Below are 20,754 nucleotides of genomic sequence, written 5' to 3'. Positions count from 1 at the left end.
TAAATAGAAAGTAGCTTCTTTCTTGGCGAAAGCTCTGTTTCAAGCTTCAGAGAATTTGCGACTTTTGCGACTGCAGATCCAACAATTCTTAAGCGTTTAGGGCTTGGCGTATTAGAGGAGTATATCATGAATTTTCCATTGTTTTCCAGCATTGTTTCTTCACGTAGAAGAAATGTGTGTCTAACCGTTTTTTAAGGGACGCGGAGCAACGTCATCAAGCAAAGTGGAGAGAGATCGGTGAAACTGTTAGATAAAACAAGTTCGGGCAAGTTTAGATAGAGCTTGCACGTCGCCAATATTCCCCTCTTTTTAATGTTATTCTTAACAAGAGATAGTGCTGTTAGCTTATTGCGCGTGTGGCGGATGTGAGAAAGAATCGGTGTCTAAGGTGACTAAACCTTGAAACCTCGCCCTCCACACGCATGTTGTTTTAGGTAATCACAAGGTTAAGCGATTTGTGAAAAAATCTTCTATAAGATTTTTATATCTTTCCACGACTTGACGACCTCAACTATCTACTATTGCATGTAGTCAAACTTGTTCTTCCTTTTTCTGTGTTATATCTTTACTAAAAATATCCTATACAATCTTATGTTTCTTTTATGCTTAGAAGAATGATAATCGCTGGAACAATTATTAGTGAAGACAATTTGAATATTGTTTGAATTGGAGTAGTCAGTGCAAGCCATCCTGCTACAATTGACCCGATTGTGGAGCCTAATGGAAACATTGTTTGGAGGAGAGCTATTCCAACACTTGCATCCTCGCTGTCAACGAGATCGCTAACAAATGCAGTTTCTGGAGCAACTCTTAAGCCCCAAGCAAATCCGTAAATAGCCATAGTCAACACAAAAGCAATAAGACTGCTTGTTTCTGAAAAGAGAAGAAAAACGCCAACAAAAATGATGTAAGAGAGTATAATTGGTTTCTTTCGCCCAATTCTGTCAGAGATTTTTCCCGAAGGCAATCGCAAAAGAGCATTAGATATTCCTCTAACCATAAACAAGGCGCTCACAAGAGATGACGTGATCAATAAAGTACCTTCAGCGTGTATAGAGAAAAGCGTGGCAAACATCGACGCTGTAATCGCAAACAGAACTCTGCAAGAGCACAACGCTAAAACATTTCGGTTTTTCAGAACTCGCCCGATAGACCTTATTCCAGTGCTATATTTCTCAACTGAAGACAAATCTTTACCCGATGATCCGATGAGATAGATGGCAAAACCAACAGCTGGAAACAACGATAACACTACGAAGAAACTATTGAAGCTTAGAAACTGCAAAAGTACACTGCTCAGCAACGGACCAAAAATCATGGCTAATCCGATAGATGTGAAAAATACCCCAAACATTCTTCCTCTGCCTGTGGGAATTGCCAAGTCATATATGGCTGCAGTAATGATCGGCGGAAAGAGAGCCACGGCAATTCCCTGCAAGATTCGAACCGCAAAAAGCCCGCCCCAATCGGCTAGAAAGCCTAGAAGCAGAAATGACAATGTTTGGATAGCCAAAGCGAAGAGAATTATCCGTTTTTTCCCAATTCGACTGGCAACGGTTCCTATGGGAAGTCTGAGAAATATAGAAAAGAGGGAAGGTATGGCCATCAAGAGACCTAAATCAAAAAAGGAGAAACCAAGAGCATCAATGTGTAACGGAAAAACAGGAGTAAAAGCTAGCCAGCCAGTCCACAGAAAGAAACTGGTTCCTAATATTGCGTATAATTTTCGCAGCTTTTCATCAATCCGACAATTGTTAGTTCTTTGTTCAGAATTGGAGAATTGCTTAGATATAAGTTATCAAAAAGAGTAGTCGATGGAGAAACCACTATTCCTTCACGTTAAAAGAATGAGAGGTTTCAGATGAAGGTTAAAGCACACATGTTCGTCAGCGGAAGAGTTCAAGGAGTCTTTTTTAGATCAGAAACACGTCGAGAAGCCTACAGATACAACGTGACAGGTTGGGTTAGAAACCTTCCTGATGGAGGAGTTGAAGCGGTTTTTGAGGGAAAAAAGGAAAGTGTTGAAAAACTGATTGAATTTTGTAATAGAGGACCGCCCGGCGCAAGGGTAACTAAAACCAAAGTTGTTTTTGAAATCTATAGTGGCGAGTTTGTAGATTTCCGAATAGTATGGTAGCTAGGCGAGTTTCGTTTATTTTGGGATTCTGAAGTGAGAGCCTTTTCCAGCGCTGACATACTCGCCCCCTGCCTCCCGGATGGTAGACGCAATTTTTGCAAAGTTTTCTGGACCAAGGTATTGGCGAGGTGTTATTTTTATGAAGTCTCCTTTGTCTTCGAAAATAAGCATTGTTTCTAGTTCTTTCGTAAACATCATTCGAAGGTCTTCTATTCGCTTTCCTCCAGGTTGAGGAGTCGGCGCTAAGGGTGTTGCAGGAGGCGCAGCGGTTGGAGCTGTGGTCGGAGTTATGGTCTTAAGTGACTTTGAGATATCTTGTAAATCTTCAGAAAGCCTCTTTAAAACATCAAGAACTTCACTTAACCTCTGCAGTATTTTTTCGGTGTTGGGTTTTACTTCGCTCATTTTTGCTTTTCTCCCTCTGCATTTAACTATCCATTTTAGTCCCTCTTTTATTTTGTCCTTTTCGAAGCGGCAACACAATGTAAAATAGTCTCTTCTGATAATCTTGAAAAAGAATTGGTTGAGGGCAAAAGTTGCTGGAAGTTGATGGAAGCCAAAAGAGCGGCAGCGGCACAATTCTACGTTTATCGGTAGCTATGGCTGCGATTCTGAAAAGGCCTCTGCACATCTACAACATACGCCAGAAACGCCCTAAACCAGGCTTGAAGCCCCAACATTTAGAAGCTGTGTTAACCGCTGCTAAACTTTGCAATGCAACCGTGAAAGGAGCCGAAGTTGGCTCTAAAGAGCTGTGGTTTTATCCAACCGAAATTGTTGGCGGTAGGGTGGAAGCGGAAATTGGCACCGCTGGAAGCATCCCAATGCTTCTAATTACTGTTCTTCCTATCTGTGCCTTCGCTAAAAATCCAGTTTCCATTCACATTTCGAAGGGCGGCACGGACGTTTCTCACTCTCCTACAATAAATTATCTGAGCCACGTTTTTCTTCCAGTTCTTGAAAAAATGAGGTTTACGACTTCTTTGACGATTAACAAGTATGGTTACTATCCAAAGGGTATGGGTGAAGTTTCCGTTAAAGTCACGCCTAACCCGAAGCTTGGTTCTTTCCGCTTTGGAAAATTTGGGCGGATTGAAGCATTAAAGGGTATATCTGTTTGCACTTTTTTGGCTGACCGAAGAGTTGCTAAGCGTCAGGCAAAAGCTGCTAACGACCTTTTGAGAACATGTGGGTATGGGGCGGACATTCAGGTTTTCAATGATTTTTCGAATCCTCTGCAGAAGGGCAGTTCTCTCACGTTGTGGGCACAGACTAGCACAGGTATTCTCTTAGGGGGCGACGCTATCGGCGAACTAAGAAAACCTAGTGAGACTGTGGGTGGAGAGGCTGCAGAAAACTTGCTGCTGGAGATAGAGGCTAAAGCCACCGTGGATGTCCATCTCGCAGACATGCTAGTGCCATACATGGCGTTGGCAAAAGACAAATCAGTTTTTCTTACACGTTCAATCACCGACCATCTAGAGACCAACATGTGGCTTGCTCAGGAAATTCTAGGTGTAAAATTTGAAACATGTAAAGTTGGAAATCTATACAAAGTGGAGAAAAAAGCGTCTTGATAACGTTTTAAAGATTTTTATTTTCTCTTCTTTCTAAAAAAGGTTTATATGCGAGTTTGTGTTGCTGAGGTTCTTTGGGATTAAAGCATGAGTTCTCCTTTAAAGTTACGAGCTTCCATGGTTGGAACGTTAGCAATCATTATAGGACTCTCAACCCTATTCTTCACAATCATATTAACCCTAACTGGAACTTTCAACATCACATGGCTGATTATCTTCATAATTGGCTTTAACATTCTGCAATGGCTTGTTGCACCATACTTGATTGACGCTATCTATCGAGTGCGACCAATTTCAAAGTCAGAAAACCCCGAACTGTACGCTAAGGTAGAACAGTTAAGCCTGAGAAGTGGTATTAAAACGCCTCGACTGATGTTGGCGCGCATCCCTATTCCAAACGCTTTCGCCTATGGCTCTCCCATTGCAGGTAGCAGAGTTGCAGTTACTGAGGGGTTGGTGAAAACTTTGGAGAGCGAGGAAGTTGAAGCAGTTATCGGTCACGAACTAGGCCACTTGAAACACCGAGACGTACAAGTAATGATGTTCGTCTCCATTTTACCCGCAATCTTCTACTACATAGGCTACTCTTTCCTGTTTTCCTCAATGTTTGGAGGAAAAAGCAGAGACGACAGCGGCGGCGCAGGAGCAATCATCGGAATAATCAGCATCTTCCTATACTGGATACTCACTCTGTTCACGTTATACCTAAGCCGTCTGCGGGAATATTATGCTGACGGCCACAGCGCATCTATCGTAGAAGACGGCTCGAGAAAGCTTTCTGAAGGATTAGTAAAGATAGTTCATAAAAGTGGACGGATGAAAAAGAGAATACCTAAATCGGGACAGCTAAACTCTTTCAAAGCCCTCTTCATATCCGACCCTGATAGAGCCGCGGCAGACGCGAAAGCAATAGCTCGGTCCGGAGTAAGCGACAGAAAGCTCGTTGAGGAAGTATTGCAAAGAAGAGTAACAGGCATTGACAAGTTTCTGGAATTTTTCAGTAGTCATCCAAATATCGTAAAAAGACTAAAAGCTCTCCAAAGACTGGCATAGATAAAGATTCTACCCTTTTAACTTCAAAAACTCCTCATTCCGAACTAGCGCCTCAACTGCTTCTATGTCTTTGTAAACCGCTCTATCTTCCTTAAGGAAAGGCACTTCTTTTCTTATCAGATTGTACGCCGCTTTGGTTCTCTTTCCAAGTTTGTTTGTCTCTCTAAATTCAACACCTTGCGCCGCCGACAAAAGTTCAACAGCAACAATGTATTCAGTGTTTCTAAGAATCTCTACAGCCTTTCTCGCCGCAATAGGACCCATACTCACAAAGTCTTCAAAATTAGCCGATGTAGGAATAGAATCGACGCTGGCTGGATGGGCTAAGGATTTGTTTTCTGAAGCCAACGCTGCAGCTGTGTACTGCAACGTCATGAAGCCACTTTGCAACCCTCTCTTAGCTTTGCTAAAGACTAGGAAGGCGGGAAGCCCTCTGCTCAACTTCTCATCAATCAGTCTCGCTGTTCTTCTTTCAGAAAAGTTGCCTATTGTTGTCAACGCGATGGCAAGATAGTCCATAACAGCAGAAATGGGTTGTCCGTGGAAGTTTCCTCCAGACAGACACACTTCATCTTCAACGAAGACAAGGGGGTTATCGGTTGCAGAATTAATTTCCACTTCCACTACGCCCTTAACATAACTTATTGCGTCGCGAACCGAGCCTAAAACTTGGGGAATGCATCTCAAAGAATACGGATCTTGCGGATACTTATTTTCCCTCACCGCTTCACTGCTAGGCTTTACTAATTTGCTGCCAGACACAAGTCTGCGGATGTTCTTAGCAGTTTCAATCTGTCCTTTATGAGGTCTTACTTTGTGAATTTTTTCGTCGAAGGCGTCTACTATCCCGCATAAGGCTTCAAGACTTACAGCAGCAGCGACTTCGGCTGTTCGCACCAAGTTTTCCGCATCATAAACGGCAAGAGCTGCAACTGCACTCATCATTTGAGTGCCATTGTTTAAAGCAACACCTTCTTTCACGTCAAGTGTTAGGGGTGAAATGTCGGCTTTCGTCATAGCCTCTTTTCCGTCCAGAACCACGCCTTGATATTCTGCTTCACCTTCTCCAATCATCACCAAAACCATGTGAGAAAGTGGAGCCAAGTCACCGCTGGCACCTACAGAACCTTTTTCCGGAATAACTGGGTGCACGCCTTTGTTAATCATTTGCACCAGCGTCTCTAAAGTTTCCAAACGCACTCCAGAATATCCCTTAGCCAGCGTGTTAGCGCGCAAAAGCATCAACGCCCGCGTTACGTCTCTGCTCAGCGGTTTTCCAACGCCAGAAGCATGACTTCGAATGAGATTTACTTGAAGCTGCCTTATGTCTTTAGGCGGAATGGCGACATTTCCTAAAGCGCCAAAACCCGTTGTCACTCCGTAAATTATCTTCTTATCTTTCAAAAGTCGCTCCAAGGTTTTCCGTGCCTGTCTAACCTTTTTCTTGGCTTTCTCAGAGGTTGTCACGGTAGCGTTGTCACGGGCAACAGCTATTACGTCTTCGATAGTTAATGTTTCTCCGTCAATAATCACTTTTCTCATAATTTTTCATCCACGTCAACATGTATAGTATTAGTTTATTCTTTCCAAGGCACACGGGTGTCAGCATACACCACTCCGCGGCGTGCTCTTTCTTCTTGCTCTTTAACCCATGCCTTCAACCCTATCTTTTTCAGTCGTTTTCCATCTTGAATCGCCGTAACATAGTGTTCAGCCAAACTTTCAATGAGGCTGCATGGGTATTCCTGACAAAGCGGGCACGTGTCTACTGCTTTCTTTTTTGCGCATTCTCTTATTTTGCAGTCAGGCGGGCCTCCTTCCGTTCTGCAGGCGCAATCCGTTTTCACCAGTTTGTCGAGAAATTCCCAAAACGTGGGGAACACGTCTTTCATGGATGGGATGTATTTGTACCACAAGTCCATGCCCTCTCCGTGAAGCGTCTCCTGCAGGAGCTTTGCACGTTTGGGAATTCTGTTTCTGTTTGCACATAGACTGCAGTAGAGCCCGCAGTATGCAACAAGTCGAAGCGGATTTTTGGTCACAACATTTTTCTCCTAATGTCAAGTCACTCCAGCATTGGCATTTTAATTGCATTTTCCCTTGCTACTTGTTTGGCTTTCTTGTAGCCCGCATCGGCATGCCTTACAATTCCTATTCCCGGGTCAGTTGTTAGAACTGTTGTTAAACGCTTTTCTATCTCCTTTGTGCCGTCTGCTACGAGGCACATACCTGCATGGATGCTGTAGCCTATTCCTACGCCGCCGCCTTGATGAACCGAAACCCAAGTTGCACCACCCACAGCGTTAAGTAAAGCGTTCAGTATTGGCCAATCTGCAATAGCATCGCTGCCGTCTATCATGCCCTCAGTTTCGCGATTTGGCGAAGCCACACTTCCACAGTCCAAATGGTCACGTCCTATCCATATGGGCCCAGAAAGCTCGCCTTTGCGCACCATGTCGTTGATAATTTTTCCAAATTTGGCTCTTTCTCCAAAACCCAACCAGCAAACACGAGCGGGTAAACCTTGAAACTTCACTTTCTCCTTTGCCTTTTGTATCCAGAGGCATAATTCCTTGTTGTAGGCGAATTCTTTGAGGATGACGTTGTCCAGTTTGTAAATGTCTTCTGGAGTACCTACGAGCGATGTCCAGCGGAAGGGACCTTTTCCTTCACAGAACATGGGTCTAATGTAGCGTCGCACAAAGCCTAGATAAGAGAAGGCGTCTTTGTAGCCGGCGTCGTAGGCTTGTTGACGAAGGTTGTTGCCGTAGTCAAAGGTTACTGCGCCTTTTCGCATCATTTCAACCATGGCTTCAACGTGGACTTTCATGCTTGCCTTTGCTTTTTTAATGTATTCCTTTGGGTTTTCTTCTCTTAGCTTATCAGCTTCTTCTTTAGAAAGACCCATGGGGTAGTATCCGTTGAGAGGGTCGTGAGCAGAAGTTTGGTCTGTCAAAACGTCTGGAATTATGCCTTTTTTGACAAGTTTCGGATGTACTTCTGCAGCGTTGCCGAGGAGTCCTATGCTTTTGGGTTTTCCTTCTCTTGTGGCGTCTATTGCCATGCCGATTGCATCGTTAAGGTCGTCAGTCCACGTTTCCAAGTATTTGTGTCTAAGTCGCCTTTCTATGGCTTTCCTGTCAATCTCAACAATCAGTGCTACGCCGTCATTAATAGTCACGGCAAGAGGCTGGGCGCCGCCCATCTCGCCCAAACCCGCTGTTAAAACAAGTTTTCCACGAAGGCTTCCGCCGAAATGCTCCTTTGCAACAGCCGCTAACGTTTCGTAAGTGCCTTGTAAAATGCCTTGAGTGCCAATATAAGCCCAAGAACCCGCCGTCATTTGACCAAACATGATTAAACCCTTCTGTTCCAACTCGTAAAAGTAGTCCCAAGTTGCCCATTTCGGCACCAACATAGAATTCACGAGTAAAGCTCTTGGTGCCCACTCATGAGTTTTGAAAACCGCTACTGGCTTGCCGCTTTGGATCAGCATGGTTTCGTCTGGTTCCAGACGTTCTAGAGTTTCAACGATTTTGCCGAAGCATTCCCAGTTACGGGCGGCTTTGCCTGTGCCTCCGTAAACAATAAGCTTTTCAGGATCCTTTGCCACTTCCGGGTCGAGAACATGGTGGAGCATGCGGTAGATGCCTTCAATCTGCCAGTTTTTACAATGCAGTTCTGGTCCGGTCAAGCATTTAACAGGCTTTTCAATATTGAACAAGCCAGTTCACCTTATACCAGAATGGTACAAACACATTATAATTCTTTGCCACTATCAAATTTGTTGAGAGATAACTACCTATGGGTCAAACCAACGAGAAAAAACAATATAAGAGAGAAGAGAAAAGACGCCTCTGGCAAAGGCTAAAATTTCTATTTCACTTTTCTTCCTTTTTCTGCCACTAACTTTCCATTTTTGAACACTTTTTCGGCTAGGTTAATGCCGTAGTGATATGGGAAATATTTGTGATTTGGAGCGTCAAAAATAACTATATCTGCTTTTTTTCCTTCTTCTAAACTTCCTATGTCGTGGGCGCGATCTATGGAGTGAGCTGCGTTAATTGTTGCCGCTACAAGGGCTTCTTCTGTAGTCATCTTCATCTGGAGAATTGCAATAGTCATCATCATCTGCATAGATTCGCACATATTTGCTGCACTTAGGTCGGTTGCTAACGCAATAGGTAATCCTTTGTTTATGATTTTTCTGGCTTTTGCATATGTGCCTAAATAGCAAAAAGGAGTGGTTGGCAAGAAAACCCCGATAGTGCCTCTACTTGCTAAGGCTTCAATGTCCTCCATCGGTGTGAAGATTAGGTGGTCCGCAGAGACAACTCCTAATTCCACACCTAGCTTTGCCCCTCCACTGTGGACAAGCCAATCAGAGTGAACCCTCAATTTCATGCCGTATTTTCTGCCTGCCTTAAGTATTCGCCTAGACTGTTCTATGTTGAAGTATCCTTTTTCGCAGAACACATCACAGTACTCAGCCAATTTTCTCCTTACAATTTCTGGAATCCACTTTTCGACTATTTCGTTTGTCAGTAGGTCAACTTTGTTTTCATATTCGAAGGGAATTCCCTGAGCCAGAAAAGTTGGAATCAAGTCGATTGGATGCGTTTTGTTGAGGTTGTTTATTATTTCCAGTTGTCTGATTTCGCCATTGAATGTCATTTCGTATCCGCTTTTCGCTTCTATTGTTGTTGTGCCATGGATTAGCATCGTGTCAAGTATTTGGGTGGTTCGTTTAAGCAGCTCTTCAGTGGTTGCCTGACCTGTTTTTTTGAGCGTCGTTGGCATACCTCCTCCCCTAGCTTTGATTTCCAAGTATGGAATACCTTTTACTGCCATAGACTCAAGTTCCTCTTCTCTAGAACCAGCGAAAATTAGGTGGACATGGGGGTCGATGAGTCCGGGTGAGACGAGTTTTCCGCTTGCATCTATAACTTCAAATCCTTTCTCAAGCTTGTCCAACACTTCTTTTGTGGCTCCAACAGATACTATTTTTCCATCCTTAACTGCAACAGCTCCATCCTCTATTGTGCCAAGATTGTTCATTTCCTCTCTAATTTGCGGTTTATTGCCTGTTCCCTTTAGAGTCACAAGTTCATCTGCGTTGATAATTACAAAATCAGCTTCTATCGCCATTATTCTTCCTCCCTTTTCCGTTGTAATCTAGACATCTAGATATTTTGTTCTTTCCCATTCATGCACGGTAACATTGAAATCTCTCCACTCTTGAGTCTTAAGTTCTAGAAACTTTTCGCAGAACGCCTTCCCTAAAGCCTCTTGTATATACTTATCTTTGGAGAACTCCCGTAAAGCATCACCCAAATTTCCAGGAAGCACCTCTATACCTCTTTTAGATTTTTCCTTTTCACTCATCTCGTAGATGTCTTCTTCCACAGGCTTCGGAGGCTCAATCTTTCTCTTAATACCATCCAACCCAGCGGATAGAATAGCAGCAAATGCAAGGTAGAAATTGCATGACCCGTCAGTAGGTCTATACTCCAGTCTAGTTCTTTTCTCTTTTCCCGGGGGAACCCTAACAAGGACTGACCGATTGTACTTAGCCCATGAAATGTAGACTGGAGCTTCCCACCCGGGTACAAGCCTTTTGTATGAATTAACCGTAGGGTTAGTTATAGCTGCCAAGGCTTTTGCATGACTCAAAATGCCAACTATGAAGTTTAAGGCTGTTTTGCTCAGACCGTAGCTTCCATTTGGGTCATAAAATAGGTTTTGACCTTTTTCATCGTTTATGAGACTAACATGAGTGTGTAGCCCCGCTCCAAATTGACCGCTAAAAGGCTTCGGCATAAAGGAAGCGATAAGTCCATTTTTGGCTGCTACTAGTTTCACGAGAAACTTGACTAAGTAGACGGTGTCAGCCATCCTTAATGCATTAGAGTAAGCTAGGTTTAGCTCATATTTTCCAGGGGGCACTTCGTGATGATGTTTTTCGATTAAAATGTCCATGTTTCTGAAGTTCTCGGTAATTTCAAGTCTTATGTCAGCACTGAGATCTGTTGGGGGAGTAGCCAAATATCCCCCTTCGTCAAGCAATTTGACGTTGCCATCTTCACCTCTTTTAAAAAGGAAATGCTCCATTTCAGCAGATGCGTAATAGTTAACAGAAGCCCCTAAGTTCTTCTTAACATTGTTCATAACTTTTTGAAGGACAAATCTGGGGTCAAGCTCAAAAGGTCTGTTCGATTCTGGCTCGTAGATGTCGCAAACTACTCTTGCAACCCTCTGAGAGAAAACATTTGGCGGCAGTACGACGAATGTCTTTACGTCTGGGATTAGCTTCAAGTCACTCCTGTCTATATCCACCATGCCGATGGATGACCCATCTACGTGTATACCTTCTTCAGCTACCTTTGAGAAGAGCTCAGAAGGTATCCAAAGAGAATGCAGGATGCCAGATATATCTGTAAACTGTAACACTATCTCTTTCACTTTTTCTTTTTGAATTAATTCTGTAACTTCTGACATGGTCATTTCGCCGTCTAATCGAGAATCACTTCTTCTTTATTATACTTTCTCAATACGTATTTTCTCGTCTATATTCGAGATTTCTTCCATACTCTTGACTTTTAGACTCGAAAAGGCTATGAAGAAAAATTTTTCCTTTACCCAGCGTTCCACCATAGTTTGCTGAGGTTATCTTTAACACTCCAGGAACTCTTGTGGCGTTTTCTATACCAACTTTTACTGCTCTGCTAACATTTTCTAGCCTCAGTCCACTTACTATAACCTCGTAAACGCACTTTACACCTTCTGGAATTTTGCTCCCTTCGATTCGACCTAGGCATGGGCAGTATGCATCATTGGTAGTGGCTATAGTGTCCTTGTAAACTTTTCCTCCGACTTTGGTTCCAGAAGCCGCAAACTTTCCAACTACGTAGGGAACCGTTTTTACACTTTCAACTGCCCGTTCAGCAGCTTCTAACGCTGCTTCACCGGATTCTGCTAAGATCAGGAACATGCCGCCAGCTACACCTTTCGTGATTCCGAATTTTCTTTCTACGTGAAACCATCCGTCCATCTTGGGTATCTTGTAGACTTTCCTTCCGAATGCATTGGTTTCCTCTTCGAATCCATCTCCAAAGGTTTGTATAATTGTGCCTTTGATGTTCACGGATTCTTCAGCCATTTCTTTTGGTAAAACATCGAAGACATTAGTTTTAGGGTATGGTATGATTCCCTTTCTTATTCTAACTATGAGCCACTGTCTCAGCTGCTCCAATTTTCTGTCAATAACTTGAATTATGAAGCCGGGTCTTCCATCTGGAGTGTCCTTAGGTGTAGCTTCAGCTTCTATTGAGGCTTCTGAAGGGGGAATAGTAGCTGATCTGCCGAGTCCTTTAGCTTCTAATGCTGATTCTAAAGCCCATTTTCTGTTTACAGATGTTACGAGTATCCTAGCTATACGTACCGTAAAGGTTTCACAGAAAGTGTCTTCAACTGAAACGCCGTTAACCTTGAAATTCGCCATCGTCTTCCAATCCTTTTAGATTTTTAACGGTGTCTTCCTTAAAGTATTTTTAGGGAAGCAAGGTTGGGTGTTTATGCGTGTGTAGAACTGAAGTTGTCATATGTATAGTCAAGAAGGTGAGCGTTTGCTGTCTTTTTTTAATTTGGCTTAAAATGGTTTCCACGGTCTTTAGTTTTTAGATAAAACGATAGGAGCATACAAAAATTATAAATATGAAGTGTGTTCAACCACACCTATGTTTTAGAGGGTAATGAGATGAAGAAAACTGCTCTAATAATGCTAAGTATCCTAGTGCTCGTAACGCTATCTGCATTCTATATCAAGCCTTCACAAGCATACATCCAAGCGGTGGGGTGGACAAACCCAACATATAGGGGCAATGACGATTTCTATCATCAAAATGTCGTCGCTTACCAAGAAGGAACATATTGGGATCTCTCTGTGATGTTATTAAATGACTGGGGGCCTCCGCCTGACAAGACTCAAATTAACATTTCAACCATCATAGTACACTTTGGCTGGGGCAAAAACTACACACACAGGTTTGCCACCCCAGAGGCAATTGTCTATGGAGAAACAAAGGTTTTCACTGTTAGCAACATGACACCTTCGACGAGTGAGATTCCCGATATTTGGACTTATGGCTACAGGCTGTACGTGGAGATAGTCAACGCTACCAGCGGGCCTACAGAAGTCGTTACTACATGGAGTCCGTGGGAGAGTTGGGATAACAATTTCGCGATATATTCAGCAGGCCATCTTGAGACACAACAACTTCGCGATAAACTGGAAATGATGTTCATGGGCGGTCCGACTATGATTCCCTTATTTAATGTCTCCAAAGCAATGGTTCTGTTTATAGAAGCCTATTTCGAATTTCAACTAGGAGATCAAGCCCATAGCCTTGGAGATTTCTATGCGGCTAATATACACTATGGAAATGCAAGTGACCTTGTTGATGAAGCGCTTAATGTCTACGAACAAAGAGGTACGGCGATGGAGGATGCAGCGCTCAACTACAAAGAAGCCCTTGCGAATGCTACGAAAACAGAAGCAGACGCCAACCTTATATCAGCCAACGCTGCCTTGGTAAACTCTTACGCTTGGATGTTCTTCGGCATCGGCTGGGTACTCATAGGCATCGGAGTAATAATATACGGGGCAAAGAAACCAAAGCCTCCTCAATAACGAACATATTCCCCTTCTTTTTTTATCTTCTAGAAGTTTAGATAAAACTGTAAAACATTTAAATCCACTTGTTTATCCCTATTTTTCTAGCTCGGAGAGAACTGTGAAATTGCAACAAAGTGAAAAATTTGAGATTCCCTCATGGGAACAGATTTATACGCTGCTTTTGCATTTAGCCCGAAAGATCCAAAATGACAATTTCAATCCCGACATAATTGTTGGAGTTTCACGGGGTGGTTGGACCCCTGCAAGAGTTCTGTCAGATTTATTGGAAAATCCAGAAATCGCTAATGTCAAGGCAGAATTTTATCTAGGCGTCGCAGAAACGAAAAAGAAACCAGTAATAACTCAATCAGTTTCAGTTAACGTTAAAGAAAAAAAGGTGCTTGTCGTCGATGATGTTTCTGACACTGGCAAAAGTCTGCGTCTAGTCAAAACTCATTTGCATGAGCAAGGCGCCAGAGTCGTCAAAATGGTAACGCTCTATTACAAGCCGTGGAGTGTTACAATACCCGACTTTTATGAGAAAACAACTCGCAATTGGATAATTTTTCCGTGGGAAAGAAAAGAAGCCCTAAGAAAGGTTATCGAAAAATTCCAGCAAAATGGAAGATCAGCTGACGAAGCGAAGCAGACATTAATAAAATATGGTTTCGACCCAGAACTGGCGGAGCGTTTCGGCAGAGAGATGTCTGAGGTTTCTGAATGATAAAACAAATTGAAGACTTTAGCAAGCATATTGGCATAGTTGGATTTAGAGATGTCCAAATAAGCGATGTTGACCATCTTCTTTCTCTAGTTCGACAAAAGTTAGGCGATGTGACTGTACAATTTTTTGACGCTCAACTGGTCGCGGGATGGCAGCATCTTTATTTTGCTACGCTTAACTCTTTGAAAGCCTTTAAAAATAGAACAAACATTTCAAAGAACCTGGCCGTCGAATGTCTTCTCTACGCTTCTGCTCAGAGACAGATTAGAGTTGCTTTGAACCTCATGGGGATAAAACAGAATTCGTCACAAATTGCTGTGTTGGTGGTGGCAGATGAGGAAAATGTTGCTGAAAAGTCCCTTACAGAGGTCTCCAAGTTAATTCTTGGCAAACGTGATGATGGCGTTCTTGACTTGTCAGTTGAAAAAATGGCATATATTAGACGGCTTTTCGATATATCTGATACTGAGTTGGCAGCGAAATTAGAGGAAGACGGAGAAAAGAAGGCTCTTTCCGACCTAGTAATTGAACATGTTGCCCTTTTAGTGACTCGACGTTAGCTCTCGAATTTCTCTTTCATTATCGAGATTATGTCAGATGGTTTAAGAACTGATACTCCAGTGAATCCGCCTACAACTTCGACTAGGACAATTTTGTTTGGATTGATCAAGTCTACTTTGCGGTCGATATTTGCTGCAGCAGCTTCAATAATATCCTTGCTGGACATGTGGGTGAAACGTTTCTCGACGGTTACACGGAAAGTTTCATTTTCTTTAATTTGTGCTGCAAGTTGCGTAACGACGCGTTCAATTTCGCCTACGTCGGTTTGTGTTACTTTTTGAATAGGAATTATGCGAAGAGTGTAACGGAACTCGTAGGGCCGCTCTTTCAGTATATTACGGAGTTTTTCTATGGCTTCTAGAGGTTGGAGGGATGTTTTCGCCGCTATCAAACCTGAAACCCCTGTTTTGTCAACTTTTGCCGCACTGTCCCCGGTTTCGCCCAGCAAATACCAAATTTCCGAGCAAACGTCAGCCTCATTTCCACGAGTCGTCGTTACGAGGAGATTGAAATCTCGAAGCATAGCTCACTATTTATCTTTTTGGTTTAAAAGAAGTTTCTCTTTTTGCGTGCCAAATTATTATGTTCGTTTTTTATGATTCTGCAAAAATACGACGGCCACAAAGAAACATAGACCTAGAATGAAAAATGAAATTAGAAAAATAATTTGGATACGTTGGATAGTCTTAGCTATAAAGCCTAATGTTAGTATCTTGTTCTACTACGTGTGCCTCTTCTCTTTGACCAACATTCCCTGCAGTAGACTGGTCTGCTGGGATCAGGCTTGAATGGGACCTCACATTCCTTACCACAATCAGCGCAGACTGCCTTGTGCATCTCTCTGGGTTCTCTTCCGTATGACATATAGACTGCACCTCCTATTCATTGAGGCAGAACTAGTTCTCTTTTTTGAAATCTAATTCTTGCGCATTTACTCAGTTGATAAATTGCTTTATAAACTTATGCGCGCGCTACGAAATACCAGAAAAACAAAAACATTCTGCACATAAAGCAGACATTGGACGCAATAAGCACGTTGCTCTACATTCGATTGGTGGATTTTGAAACCGACAGTTATCACGCGTAGGTAGCCAATACACTGAAAGAAAAATGCGACTTAATAAAGGCAAAGTTTGAACGTGTTATTGCAAACCCTAGTAGTATGATGTATTTTACGAAACGCGAGTGACTATGCGGAAATTGTGAAACATAGGCGGAAACATTTAAAACAATTAGGTGGCAATTGAATAGAAGGTTGCGAGTGGAAAACTGATGAGTGCTGAAAAAGAGGATCCAATTAAGCTTCACAAACAGGGCAACATTTTGTACGCAACGGAAAAATATGAGGAGGCAGCAGAAAAGTTTCTTCAATCCTCGGAGCTCTACGAAAAGAAAGGCGATTTTTTCGATGCTTCGAACATGATGTTCAAAGCCAGCGAATGCAGCTTCATGCTGAAAGAGTACAAAACCGCTCTTAAACGCTTCAACAAGTCTGCGGAAGTGGCTTTTAAAAAAGGATTCGACCGCTTCGGTGTCAGTGCCTTAGAATACGCCCTCGACTGCTACAAAGCGTTGAAAAAAGAGAAAAGCAAAGAAGCTGTAGAGTTACAGAAGAAAATAAAGGAAGTCAAAGACAAACTTGCATTACAACTGTTCTAGAAACTACTCTTCTAAACTAGGAATGCTTATGTTTCGTTAAACCATCTTTTCTTTGAAAGCGATTTGTATGCCAACTTTGTTCCGAAGTTTAGCAGAGCTTTGCGAAAAATTAGAGTCAACAACAAAACGTAAAGTTATGGTCCGCTGGGTTTCCTCATTTTTTCTAAAACTCGAGATCGAAGAGATTGAGCCAGCAATTTCAATGCTGATGGGCAGAGTCTTTCCAAGATGGGATCAACGTGTTTTGGAGGTTAGCTGGGCAACCCTTAACACGACAATCCGAAGAATAACTAATATTGATGATGACACGTTTTCCCGAGCTTTTAGTATGACTGGCGATGTAGGTGACGCAACTAAAATCGTATTTGAAGAAGGCAAAATTAGGAAGCAAGCTACACTTTTTCAAAAACAACTGACAATACTTGAAGTGCAACGTACTTTTGAAACCATCGCAGAAACAACGGGAATAGGTTCAAGAGGAAAAAAAGAAAGACTGCTTAAAACGTTACTAGGCTCCGCGACTTCTCTAGAGGCTAAATACATCGTGAAGGTGCTAATTGGCGAAATGCGAACGGGCTTCCACGAAGGATTAATGGAGCTTGCAGTAGCACAAGCCTTCAATGCTTCTCCTGATCTTATTCAAACCGCGGCTATGTTCACAGGCGACATAGGCGAAGTTGCCACTATCGCAAAAATTAAGGGAAGAGATGGCTTGGTGAAACTAAGACTCAAAGTTTGCAGACCAATAAAACCTATGTTGGCACAGACAGCTGCAACTGTTGCTGAAGCTTTAGAGGAGCATAGCGGGCAAACAGCTTTAGAATACAAGTTGGATGGAGCTCGCATTCAGATTCACAAGTTAAAAGATGTTGTGAAAATTTTTAGTCGCCGATTAACAGACGTAACAGAAAGCTTCCCAGAAATCGTTGAACTCGTCCAGAATGAAGTTAAGGCTGACGAAACTGTTTTAGAAGGTGAAGTCATTGCTGTGGGTAAGAATGGAAACCCTATGCTTTTTCAGCACCTTATGCGCCGTTTCAGAAGAATTCGCCAGATTGAACATGCAGCGGAAGAAGTTCCAGTTCAGCTTTATCTGTTCGACGCGCTGTATGTCAATGGCCAAAGTTTCATTAACGAATCTTATACAAGCCGAAGGAAAAAACTAGCTGAGGTTGCAGGGGCAATTCCATTAACAAAGCAAATTATCGCTCAAGATATTGGTGTGGCTGAAGAGTTTTTGAGAGGAGCCATTGAAGCGGGACATGAGGGTTTAATGGCGAAGAAACTTGACAGCTTATATACACCAGGGGTTCGTGGCAAAAGATGGTTTAAAATAAAAAGGGTTCTTGAACCTCTTGACTTGGTTATAGTGGCGGCAGAGTATGGATATGGACGGAGACATGGTTGGCTTTCCGACTACTACCTTGCTGCTCGAGACATGGAAACTGGCGAATTGCTCACTGTGGGGAAGACTTTTAAAGGTTTGACTGACGCAGAAATTGTTGAAATGACCCGGCGACTGAAACAGTTGGCTGTCAAAAAGGAGGGCTATAGAGTGATAGTTGTGCCAAAAATTGTGGTCGAGGTTGCTTACAACGAAATTCAAAAAAGCCCGAAATATGAATGCGGCATGGCTCTTCGTTTCGCTAGGATCACCAGAATTCGTGATGACAAAAGCCTTGAAGAGGTAGATACTATACAAAAAGTTAGAGAAATTTACGAGAGGCAATTCGAGAAAAAGGCTAGATACTCAAAATCCTGAGGTTTTACTCAACTTTTTACTTTCGCTTATGGAACATCTGTTTTCCATGTATTTCACCGACATAATTGAACCCTTCTTCGATAAGTTTCTTAGCTTTTTTCCATTTATCCATTCAAGCGAGTAGGCTATCAGGAATAGAAAATTAGCACGTGTATGAAGTTATTGTTTTCGATTAGTTTGCCTGGGGAAATATTAGCACGCATACCTGCATGCAATGGGCAAGTTGAAGCTGCAGAGGAGGCTGTCTATCATGCTTAAGCGAGTTGTCGATAAAGTTGTAGACGGAGTATTTTAAGTGAATCTGTTAACATATGTCGTACGATTACCTGTATTGGTATTCTCTGCATATACAATATGTTCTCCTATAGACATGCATCTATAAATGGCATATTATCTCTTACGATATAAACATTATTCCCAGTTTTTGAGTATTCACAAAAGTTTTGGAAAAAAAGAGGGGGTGTTAGTCTTGTTGGTTTTGGCTATGTATTTTATGGGGGTGGTATTGCCCATTTTTGTCCGTATTTGTCTGTGATGCTTACTATGTCGTAGATGCCTATGTGTGCAAGGTCGGTTTTGTCTAGGTCTGCGCCTGGGAAGTAGCCAGGGTCATATATGTCGTCGCCGCTGTGGCCGTAGCTTCCTGTGGCTTTTATCACGTCGTAGATGTTGATTTGGAAGTAGCCGCCGGTGCGTCCAGGAATCTCCCATCCGGGTTGTCCTCCTGGAGTGTCCCACCACCAGCGCCAGTCAGTCTCACCTAGAGGTGGAGTTTCCATCCAGTAGTGTGGGTTTTTGTTCAGCGTAGCATATCCACCTACGCCTGGCACTATGTCTGTGCAGTAAAACGGTCCGAAGCTGTACCACGTGTCTGTCCATGGTAGGCCTGCAAGGTAGTAGCCGTGGGGATCAAGGTCGTTTGTGTAGTAGTTGATTGTGTAAGTTCCAGCTGGCAGGTTGCTTTGAAGCCATATCCAGTTGTGCTCGAGGTCTTCGTAGCCGCCGAAGATGACGTAGTCAACTGGCACATCGTCAGAAGTCACCTGTACTATGTTTTCTGTTGTCAGCTTGAATTGAGTCCCAGAGCTACAGTTTGTACCATCACTCGTGAAACTCGCAGAGCTTGTAGTGCAGAGCGTATCGATTAGCTCATCCCTAGCAAGTGTTGGGTATTGCGGTCTGTAACAGAACCAGTAGCTTGCATCGTCGAAGTAGTACTTAATCGTGTAGTCATCGATTATTTCGCTGTGGTGCAGGTCTTCGTAGCTTGGAAAGTTCCAAGCGTCATGGAAGCAGTAAGTGTACCACGCAGAAAACTCCAAGTCATGCGCGGTTGCGTATCGTATGAAGTTGCCTGTTACTGGCTCCACTATTCCACAGTCTTTCCTCAGATAATACGTGACTGTGGATTTCTCAGCAGGCTCCTTTGGACCTGGATCCGGATCGACCCACGTTCCAACCTCCCAGTCTTCAACCGCCCAAGGCTGGTCTACCGTGAGGTCGTATGGGTTAACGTTTAGTAACTTATCGAACACTCTGTCTAGCACTGTGTAGTCGTAAGTCCACACAGAGTACAACGGGTTAAGCGCCTTAGGTCCGTTTACTGTTCCCATTCTAATTGGGCCGCCAGCACTTTGATAAGCATGTAGAAATTGGTACGGGTTGTCTAATCCGTAGCCAAACATGTTGACGACTCCCGGCATGGTCTTGCGCCAGGCGACGTAGCTTTTGCTGGACCATAGGGGGATGTTGACACACAATTCAGCCCAGCCGTATCCTCCTGCCTTTAGGGTAGCAGCTTGGGCTGCGGCGATGCTGGGTGTGAAGTATACAGCGCGAACATATTCGTCAAGCATGGGATAGTTTGGGAGGTTTGACGAGTTCATGCCTGTTACGTAGTTAGAATCATATGGGCAGGGCCAGCAAGGACTGTGGTATCCGAAGTAAAGGAACGTTGGGTATGTTCCTATGTTCCAGCCGCCTGTGTAAATGTGGTAGTTTCGGTCTCCCATAACAGGCGGATAACAAAAGTCTGAAACACCCACCATTTTGATGTACGGGATGTCCAAGATGTCTAACTGGCTTGCAAGGTATTGGCCGGCGTCATATCTCTTGTCTTCAGTTCTTATGTAGAAGATGAGCGAGTCCATGTTTGGTCCGCCTTCCCTGCCTGGCCACCCAACAGGATAGTTTCTAGTGCCATCAGGTTCAGTGTCGGCGAATCCTGCTGCTTCAAGTAGCTCGTTAGCTTTTGTCATGTTGTACTTCCACGGGTAGTTCGCTTGGAGGAGGCATGAGTTCCACCAGCTGATGCAGTTCAGTGAAACTGGAACGTTAAGTATTCCTCCAGCGCCCAGCAAGACTTCATCCACGATATACTGCTTGTCCACTGCACACGTTAGAGCCTGCCTGAACTGCTTAAGGTTAAGAGGGTTCCTCACGCCAGGATAGGTATCAGATACGGTGTAGTTGTTGTTCAAGTCAAACTCTATCATTACGTTCTCGTGATAAGCTGCGATGCAGAGGTTGGGATCGGCTTCAGCGTCTAGTTTTTGCTCATAAGTCAGCGGCGACTGTAAAAAGTCGATGTCGTTAGCTTTTAGCGCA

19 protein-coding genes are annotated in these 20,754 nt (G+C 43.3%); 8 read left to right on the top strand and 11 right to left on the bottom strand.

The genetic code is table 11. The features are described from left to right. Positions 1–589: 589 nt before the first annotated feature. Complete coding sequence (locus OEX01_07405; protein MDH5448808.1) at positions 590–1,714, bottom strand: MFS transporter; 1,125 nt, start codon at positions 1,712–1,714, stop codon at positions 590–592. Between the two features lie 147 nt (positions 1,715–1,861). Between OEX01_07405 and OEX01_07400 the strand changes: the two genes are divergently transcribed. Continuing rightward, positions 1,862–2,137 (top strand): acylphosphatase, encoded by a 276-nt coding sequence (locus tag OEX01_07400; protein ID MDH5448807.1) that lies wholly within the window; start codon positions 1,862–1,864, stop codon positions 2,135–2,137. A 15-nt stretch (positions 2,138–2,152) separates the two neighbouring features. Here the strand turns inward: OEX01_07400 and OEX01_07395 are convergent, their stop codons facing one another. Next, entirely contained in the window at positions 2,153–2,542 is a 390-nt protein-coding gene (locus OEX01_07395; GenBank protein ID MDH5448806.1) for a hypothetical protein, read from the bottom strand. A 131-nt stretch (positions 2,543–2,673) separates the two neighbouring features. Here OEX01_07395 and rtcA point away from each other — a divergent pair, with 131 nt between their 5' ends. Together rtcA and OEX01_07385 are read left to right on the top strand one after the other, a co-directional pair. Beyond that, positions 2,674–3,714, top strand: coding sequence for an RNA 3'-terminal phosphate cyclase (gene rtcA, locus OEX01_07390; protein ID MDH5448805.1), 1,041 nt, complete (start codon positions 2,674–2,676; stop codon positions 3,712–3,714). A gap of 87 nt (positions 3,715–3,801) precedes the next feature. Further along, positions 3,802–4,767 carry a zinc metalloprotease HtpX gene (locus tag OEX01_07385; protein MDH5448804.1) on the top strand — a complete coding sequence of 322 codons (966 nt, stop codon included), beginning with the start codon at positions 3,802–3,804 and terminating at the stop codon, positions 4,765–4,767. 9 nt (positions 4,768–4,776) lie between these two features. Here OEX01_07385 and hutH read toward each other — a convergent pair whose 3' ends face one another. The 6 genes from hutH to OEX01_07355 form a co-directional block, all read right to left on the bottom strand. Next, positions 4,777–6,309: a histidine ammonia-lyase gene (gene hutH / locus OEX01_07380; protein MDH5448803.1), complete on the bottom strand. Its 1,533-nt coding sequence runs from the start codon at positions 6,307–6,309 to the stop codon at positions 4,777–4,779. 35 nt (positions 6,310–6,344) lie between these two features. Then, positions 6,345–6,809, bottom strand: coding sequence for a DUF3795 domain-containing protein (locus OEX01_07375; GenBank protein MDH5448802.1), 465 nt, complete (start codon positions 6,807–6,809; stop codon positions 6,345–6,347). A 23-nt stretch (positions 6,810–6,832) separates the two neighbouring features. Then, the gene (hutU, locus tag OEX01_07370; GenBank protein ID MDH5448801.1) at positions 6,833–8,491 is read right to left on the bottom strand and encodes a urocanate hydratase; all 1,659 of its coding nucleotides are present in this window, start codon (positions 8,489–8,491) and stop codon (positions 6,833–6,835) included. A 152-nt stretch (positions 8,492–8,643) separates the two neighbouring features. After that, positions 8,644–9,915 (bottom strand): imidazolonepropionase, encoded by a 1,272-nt coding sequence (gene hutI, locus OEX01_07365; protein ID MDH5448800.1) that lies wholly within the window; start codon positions 9,913–9,915, stop codon positions 8,644–8,646. Between the two features lie 27 nt (positions 9,916–9,942). Next, positions 9,943–11,265 (bottom strand): glutamine synthetase beta-grasp domain-containing protein, encoded by a 1,323-nt coding sequence (locus tag OEX01_07360; protein ID MDH5448799.1) that lies wholly within the window; start codon positions 11,263–11,265, stop codon positions 9,943–9,945. A gap of 49 nt (positions 11,266–11,314) precedes the next feature. Beyond that, the gene (locus tag OEX01_07355; protein ID MDH5448798.1) at positions 11,315–12,268 is read right to left on the bottom strand and encodes a formylmethanofuran--tetrahydromethanopterin N-formyltransferase; all 954 of its coding nucleotides are present in this window, start codon (positions 12,266–12,268) and stop codon (positions 11,315–11,317) included. A 255-nt stretch (positions 12,269–12,523) separates the two neighbouring features. Between OEX01_07355 and OEX01_07350 the strand changes: the two genes are divergently transcribed. The 3 genes from OEX01_07350 (at position 12,524) to cgi121 (ending at position 14,725) form a co-directional block, all read left to right on the top strand. Beyond that, positions 12,524–13,456, top strand: a complete 933-nt coding sequence (locus OEX01_07350) for a hypothetical protein (GenBank protein ID MDH5448797.1) — start codon at positions 12,524–12,526, stop codon at positions 13,454–13,456. 103 nt (positions 13,457–13,559) lie between these two features. Next, positions 13,560–14,165, top strand: coding sequence for a phosphoribosyltransferase (locus tag OEX01_07345; protein MDH5448796.1), 606 nt, complete (start codon positions 13,560–13,562; stop codon positions 14,163–14,165). Beyond that, a complete protein-coding gene (gene cgi121 / locus OEX01_07340) occupies positions 14,162–14,725 on the top strand; it encodes a KEOPS complex subunit Cgi121 (protein MDH5448795.1) in 564 nt (187 codons plus the stop codon). Before OEX01_07345 ends, cgi121 begins: the two co-directional genes overlap by 4 nt. Here the strand turns inward: cgi121 and OEX01_07335 are convergent. Further along, the gene (locus tag OEX01_07335) at positions 14,722–15,249 is read right to left on the bottom strand and encodes a THUMP domain-containing protein (protein ID MDH5448794.1); all 528 of its coding nucleotides are present in this window, start codon (positions 15,247–15,249) and stop codon (positions 14,722–14,724) included. The two genes, cgi121 and OEX01_07335, sit on opposite strands and share 4 nt — an antisense overlap. A gap of 182 nt (positions 15,250–15,431) precedes the next feature. Beyond that, positions 15,432–15,590: a hypothetical protein gene (locus tag OEX01_07330; protein MDH5448793.1), complete on the bottom strand. Its 159-nt coding sequence runs from the start codon at positions 15,588–15,590 to the stop codon at positions 15,432–15,434. 408 nt (positions 15,591–15,998) lie between these two features. Between OEX01_07330 and OEX01_07325 the strand changes: the two genes are divergently transcribed. Both OEX01_07325 and OEX01_07320 read left to right on the top strand, forming a co-directional pair. Then, positions 15,999–16,385: a hypothetical protein gene (locus OEX01_07325; protein ID MDH5448792.1), complete on the top strand. Its 387-nt coding sequence runs from the start codon at positions 15,999–16,001 to the stop codon at positions 16,383–16,385. A gap of 67 nt (positions 16,386–16,452) precedes the next feature. After that, on the top strand, positions 16,453–18,147 hold the full coding sequence (locus tag OEX01_07320) for an ATP-dependent DNA ligase (protein ID MDH5448791.1): 1,695 nt from the start codon (positions 16,453–16,455) through the stop codon (positions 18,145–18,147). Between the two features lie 491 nt (positions 18,148–18,638). Here the strand turns inward: OEX01_07320 and OEX01_07315 are convergent. After that, positions 18,639–20,754: ABC transporter substrate-binding protein (locus OEX01_07315; protein ID MDH5448790.1), on the bottom strand; the 2,116-nt coding region annotated here is incomplete at its 5' end.

Source organism: Candidatus Bathyarchaeota archaeon (assembly GCA_029882535.1).
Taxonomy (GTDB): domain Archaea; phylum Thermoproteota; class Bathyarchaeia; order Bathyarchaeales; family SOJC01; genus JAOUKM01.
The sequence above is the reverse complement of the archived record's forward strand: the minus strand, read 5'-3'. Positions and strand labels throughout refer to the sequence as shown.

What these genes read in the sequence shown, in the direction of transcription:
- OEX01_07360 (MDH5448799.1), bottom strand. Translation starts at nt 11,265, where the DNA reads ATGTCAGAAGTTACAGAATTAATTCAAAAAGAAAAAGTGAAAGAGATA.
- OEX01_07330 (MDH5448793.1), bottom strand. Translation starts at nt 15,590, where the DNA reads ATGTCATACGGAAGAGAACCCAGAGAGATGCACAAGGCAGTCTGCGCT.
- OEX01_07400 (MDH5448807.1), top strand. Translation starts at nt 1,862, where the DNA reads ATGAAGGTTAAAGCACACATGTTCGTCAGCGGAAGAGTTCAAGGAGTC.
- hutI (MDH5448800.1), bottom strand. Translation starts at nt 9,915, where the DNA reads ATGGCGATAGAAGCTGATTTTGTAATTATCAACGCAGATGAACTTGTG.
- OEX01_07325 (MDH5448792.1), top strand. Translation starts at nt 15,999, where the DNA reads ATGAGTGCTGAAAAAGAGGATCCAATTAAGCTTCACAAACAGGGCAAC.
- OEX01_07335 (MDH5448794.1), bottom strand. Translation starts at nt 15,249, where the DNA reads ATGCTTCGAGATTTCAATCTCCTCGTAACGACGACTCGTGGAAATGAG.
- OEX01_07350 (MDH5448797.1), top strand. Translation starts at nt 12,524, where the DNA reads ATGAAGAAAACTGCTCTAATAATGCTAAGTATCCTAGTGCTCGTAACG.
- cgi121 (MDH5448795.1), top strand. Translation starts at nt 14,162, where the DNA reads ATGATAAAACAAATTGAAGACTTTAGCAAGCATATTGGCATAGTTGGA.
- OEX01_07320 (MDH5448791.1), top strand. Translation starts at nt 16,453, where the DNA reads ATGCCAACTTTGTTCCGAAGTTTAGCAGAGCTTTGCGAAAAATTAGAG.
- OEX01_07385 (MDH5448804.1), top strand. Translation starts at nt 3,802, where the DNA reads ATGAGTTCTCCTTTAAAGTTACGAGCTTCCATGGTTGGAACGTTAGCA.
- OEX01_07395 (MDH5448806.1), bottom strand. Translation starts at nt 2,542, where the DNA reads ATGAGCGAAGTAAAACCCAACACCGAAAAAATACTGCAGAGGTTAAGT.
- OEX01_07355 (MDH5448798.1), bottom strand. Translation starts at nt 12,268, where the DNA reads ATGGCGAATTTCAAGGTTAACGGCGTTTCAGTTGAAGACACTTTCTGT.
- hutH (MDH5448803.1), bottom strand. Translation starts at nt 6,309, where the DNA reads ATGAGAAAAGTGATTATTGACGGAGAAACATTAACTATCGAAGACGTA.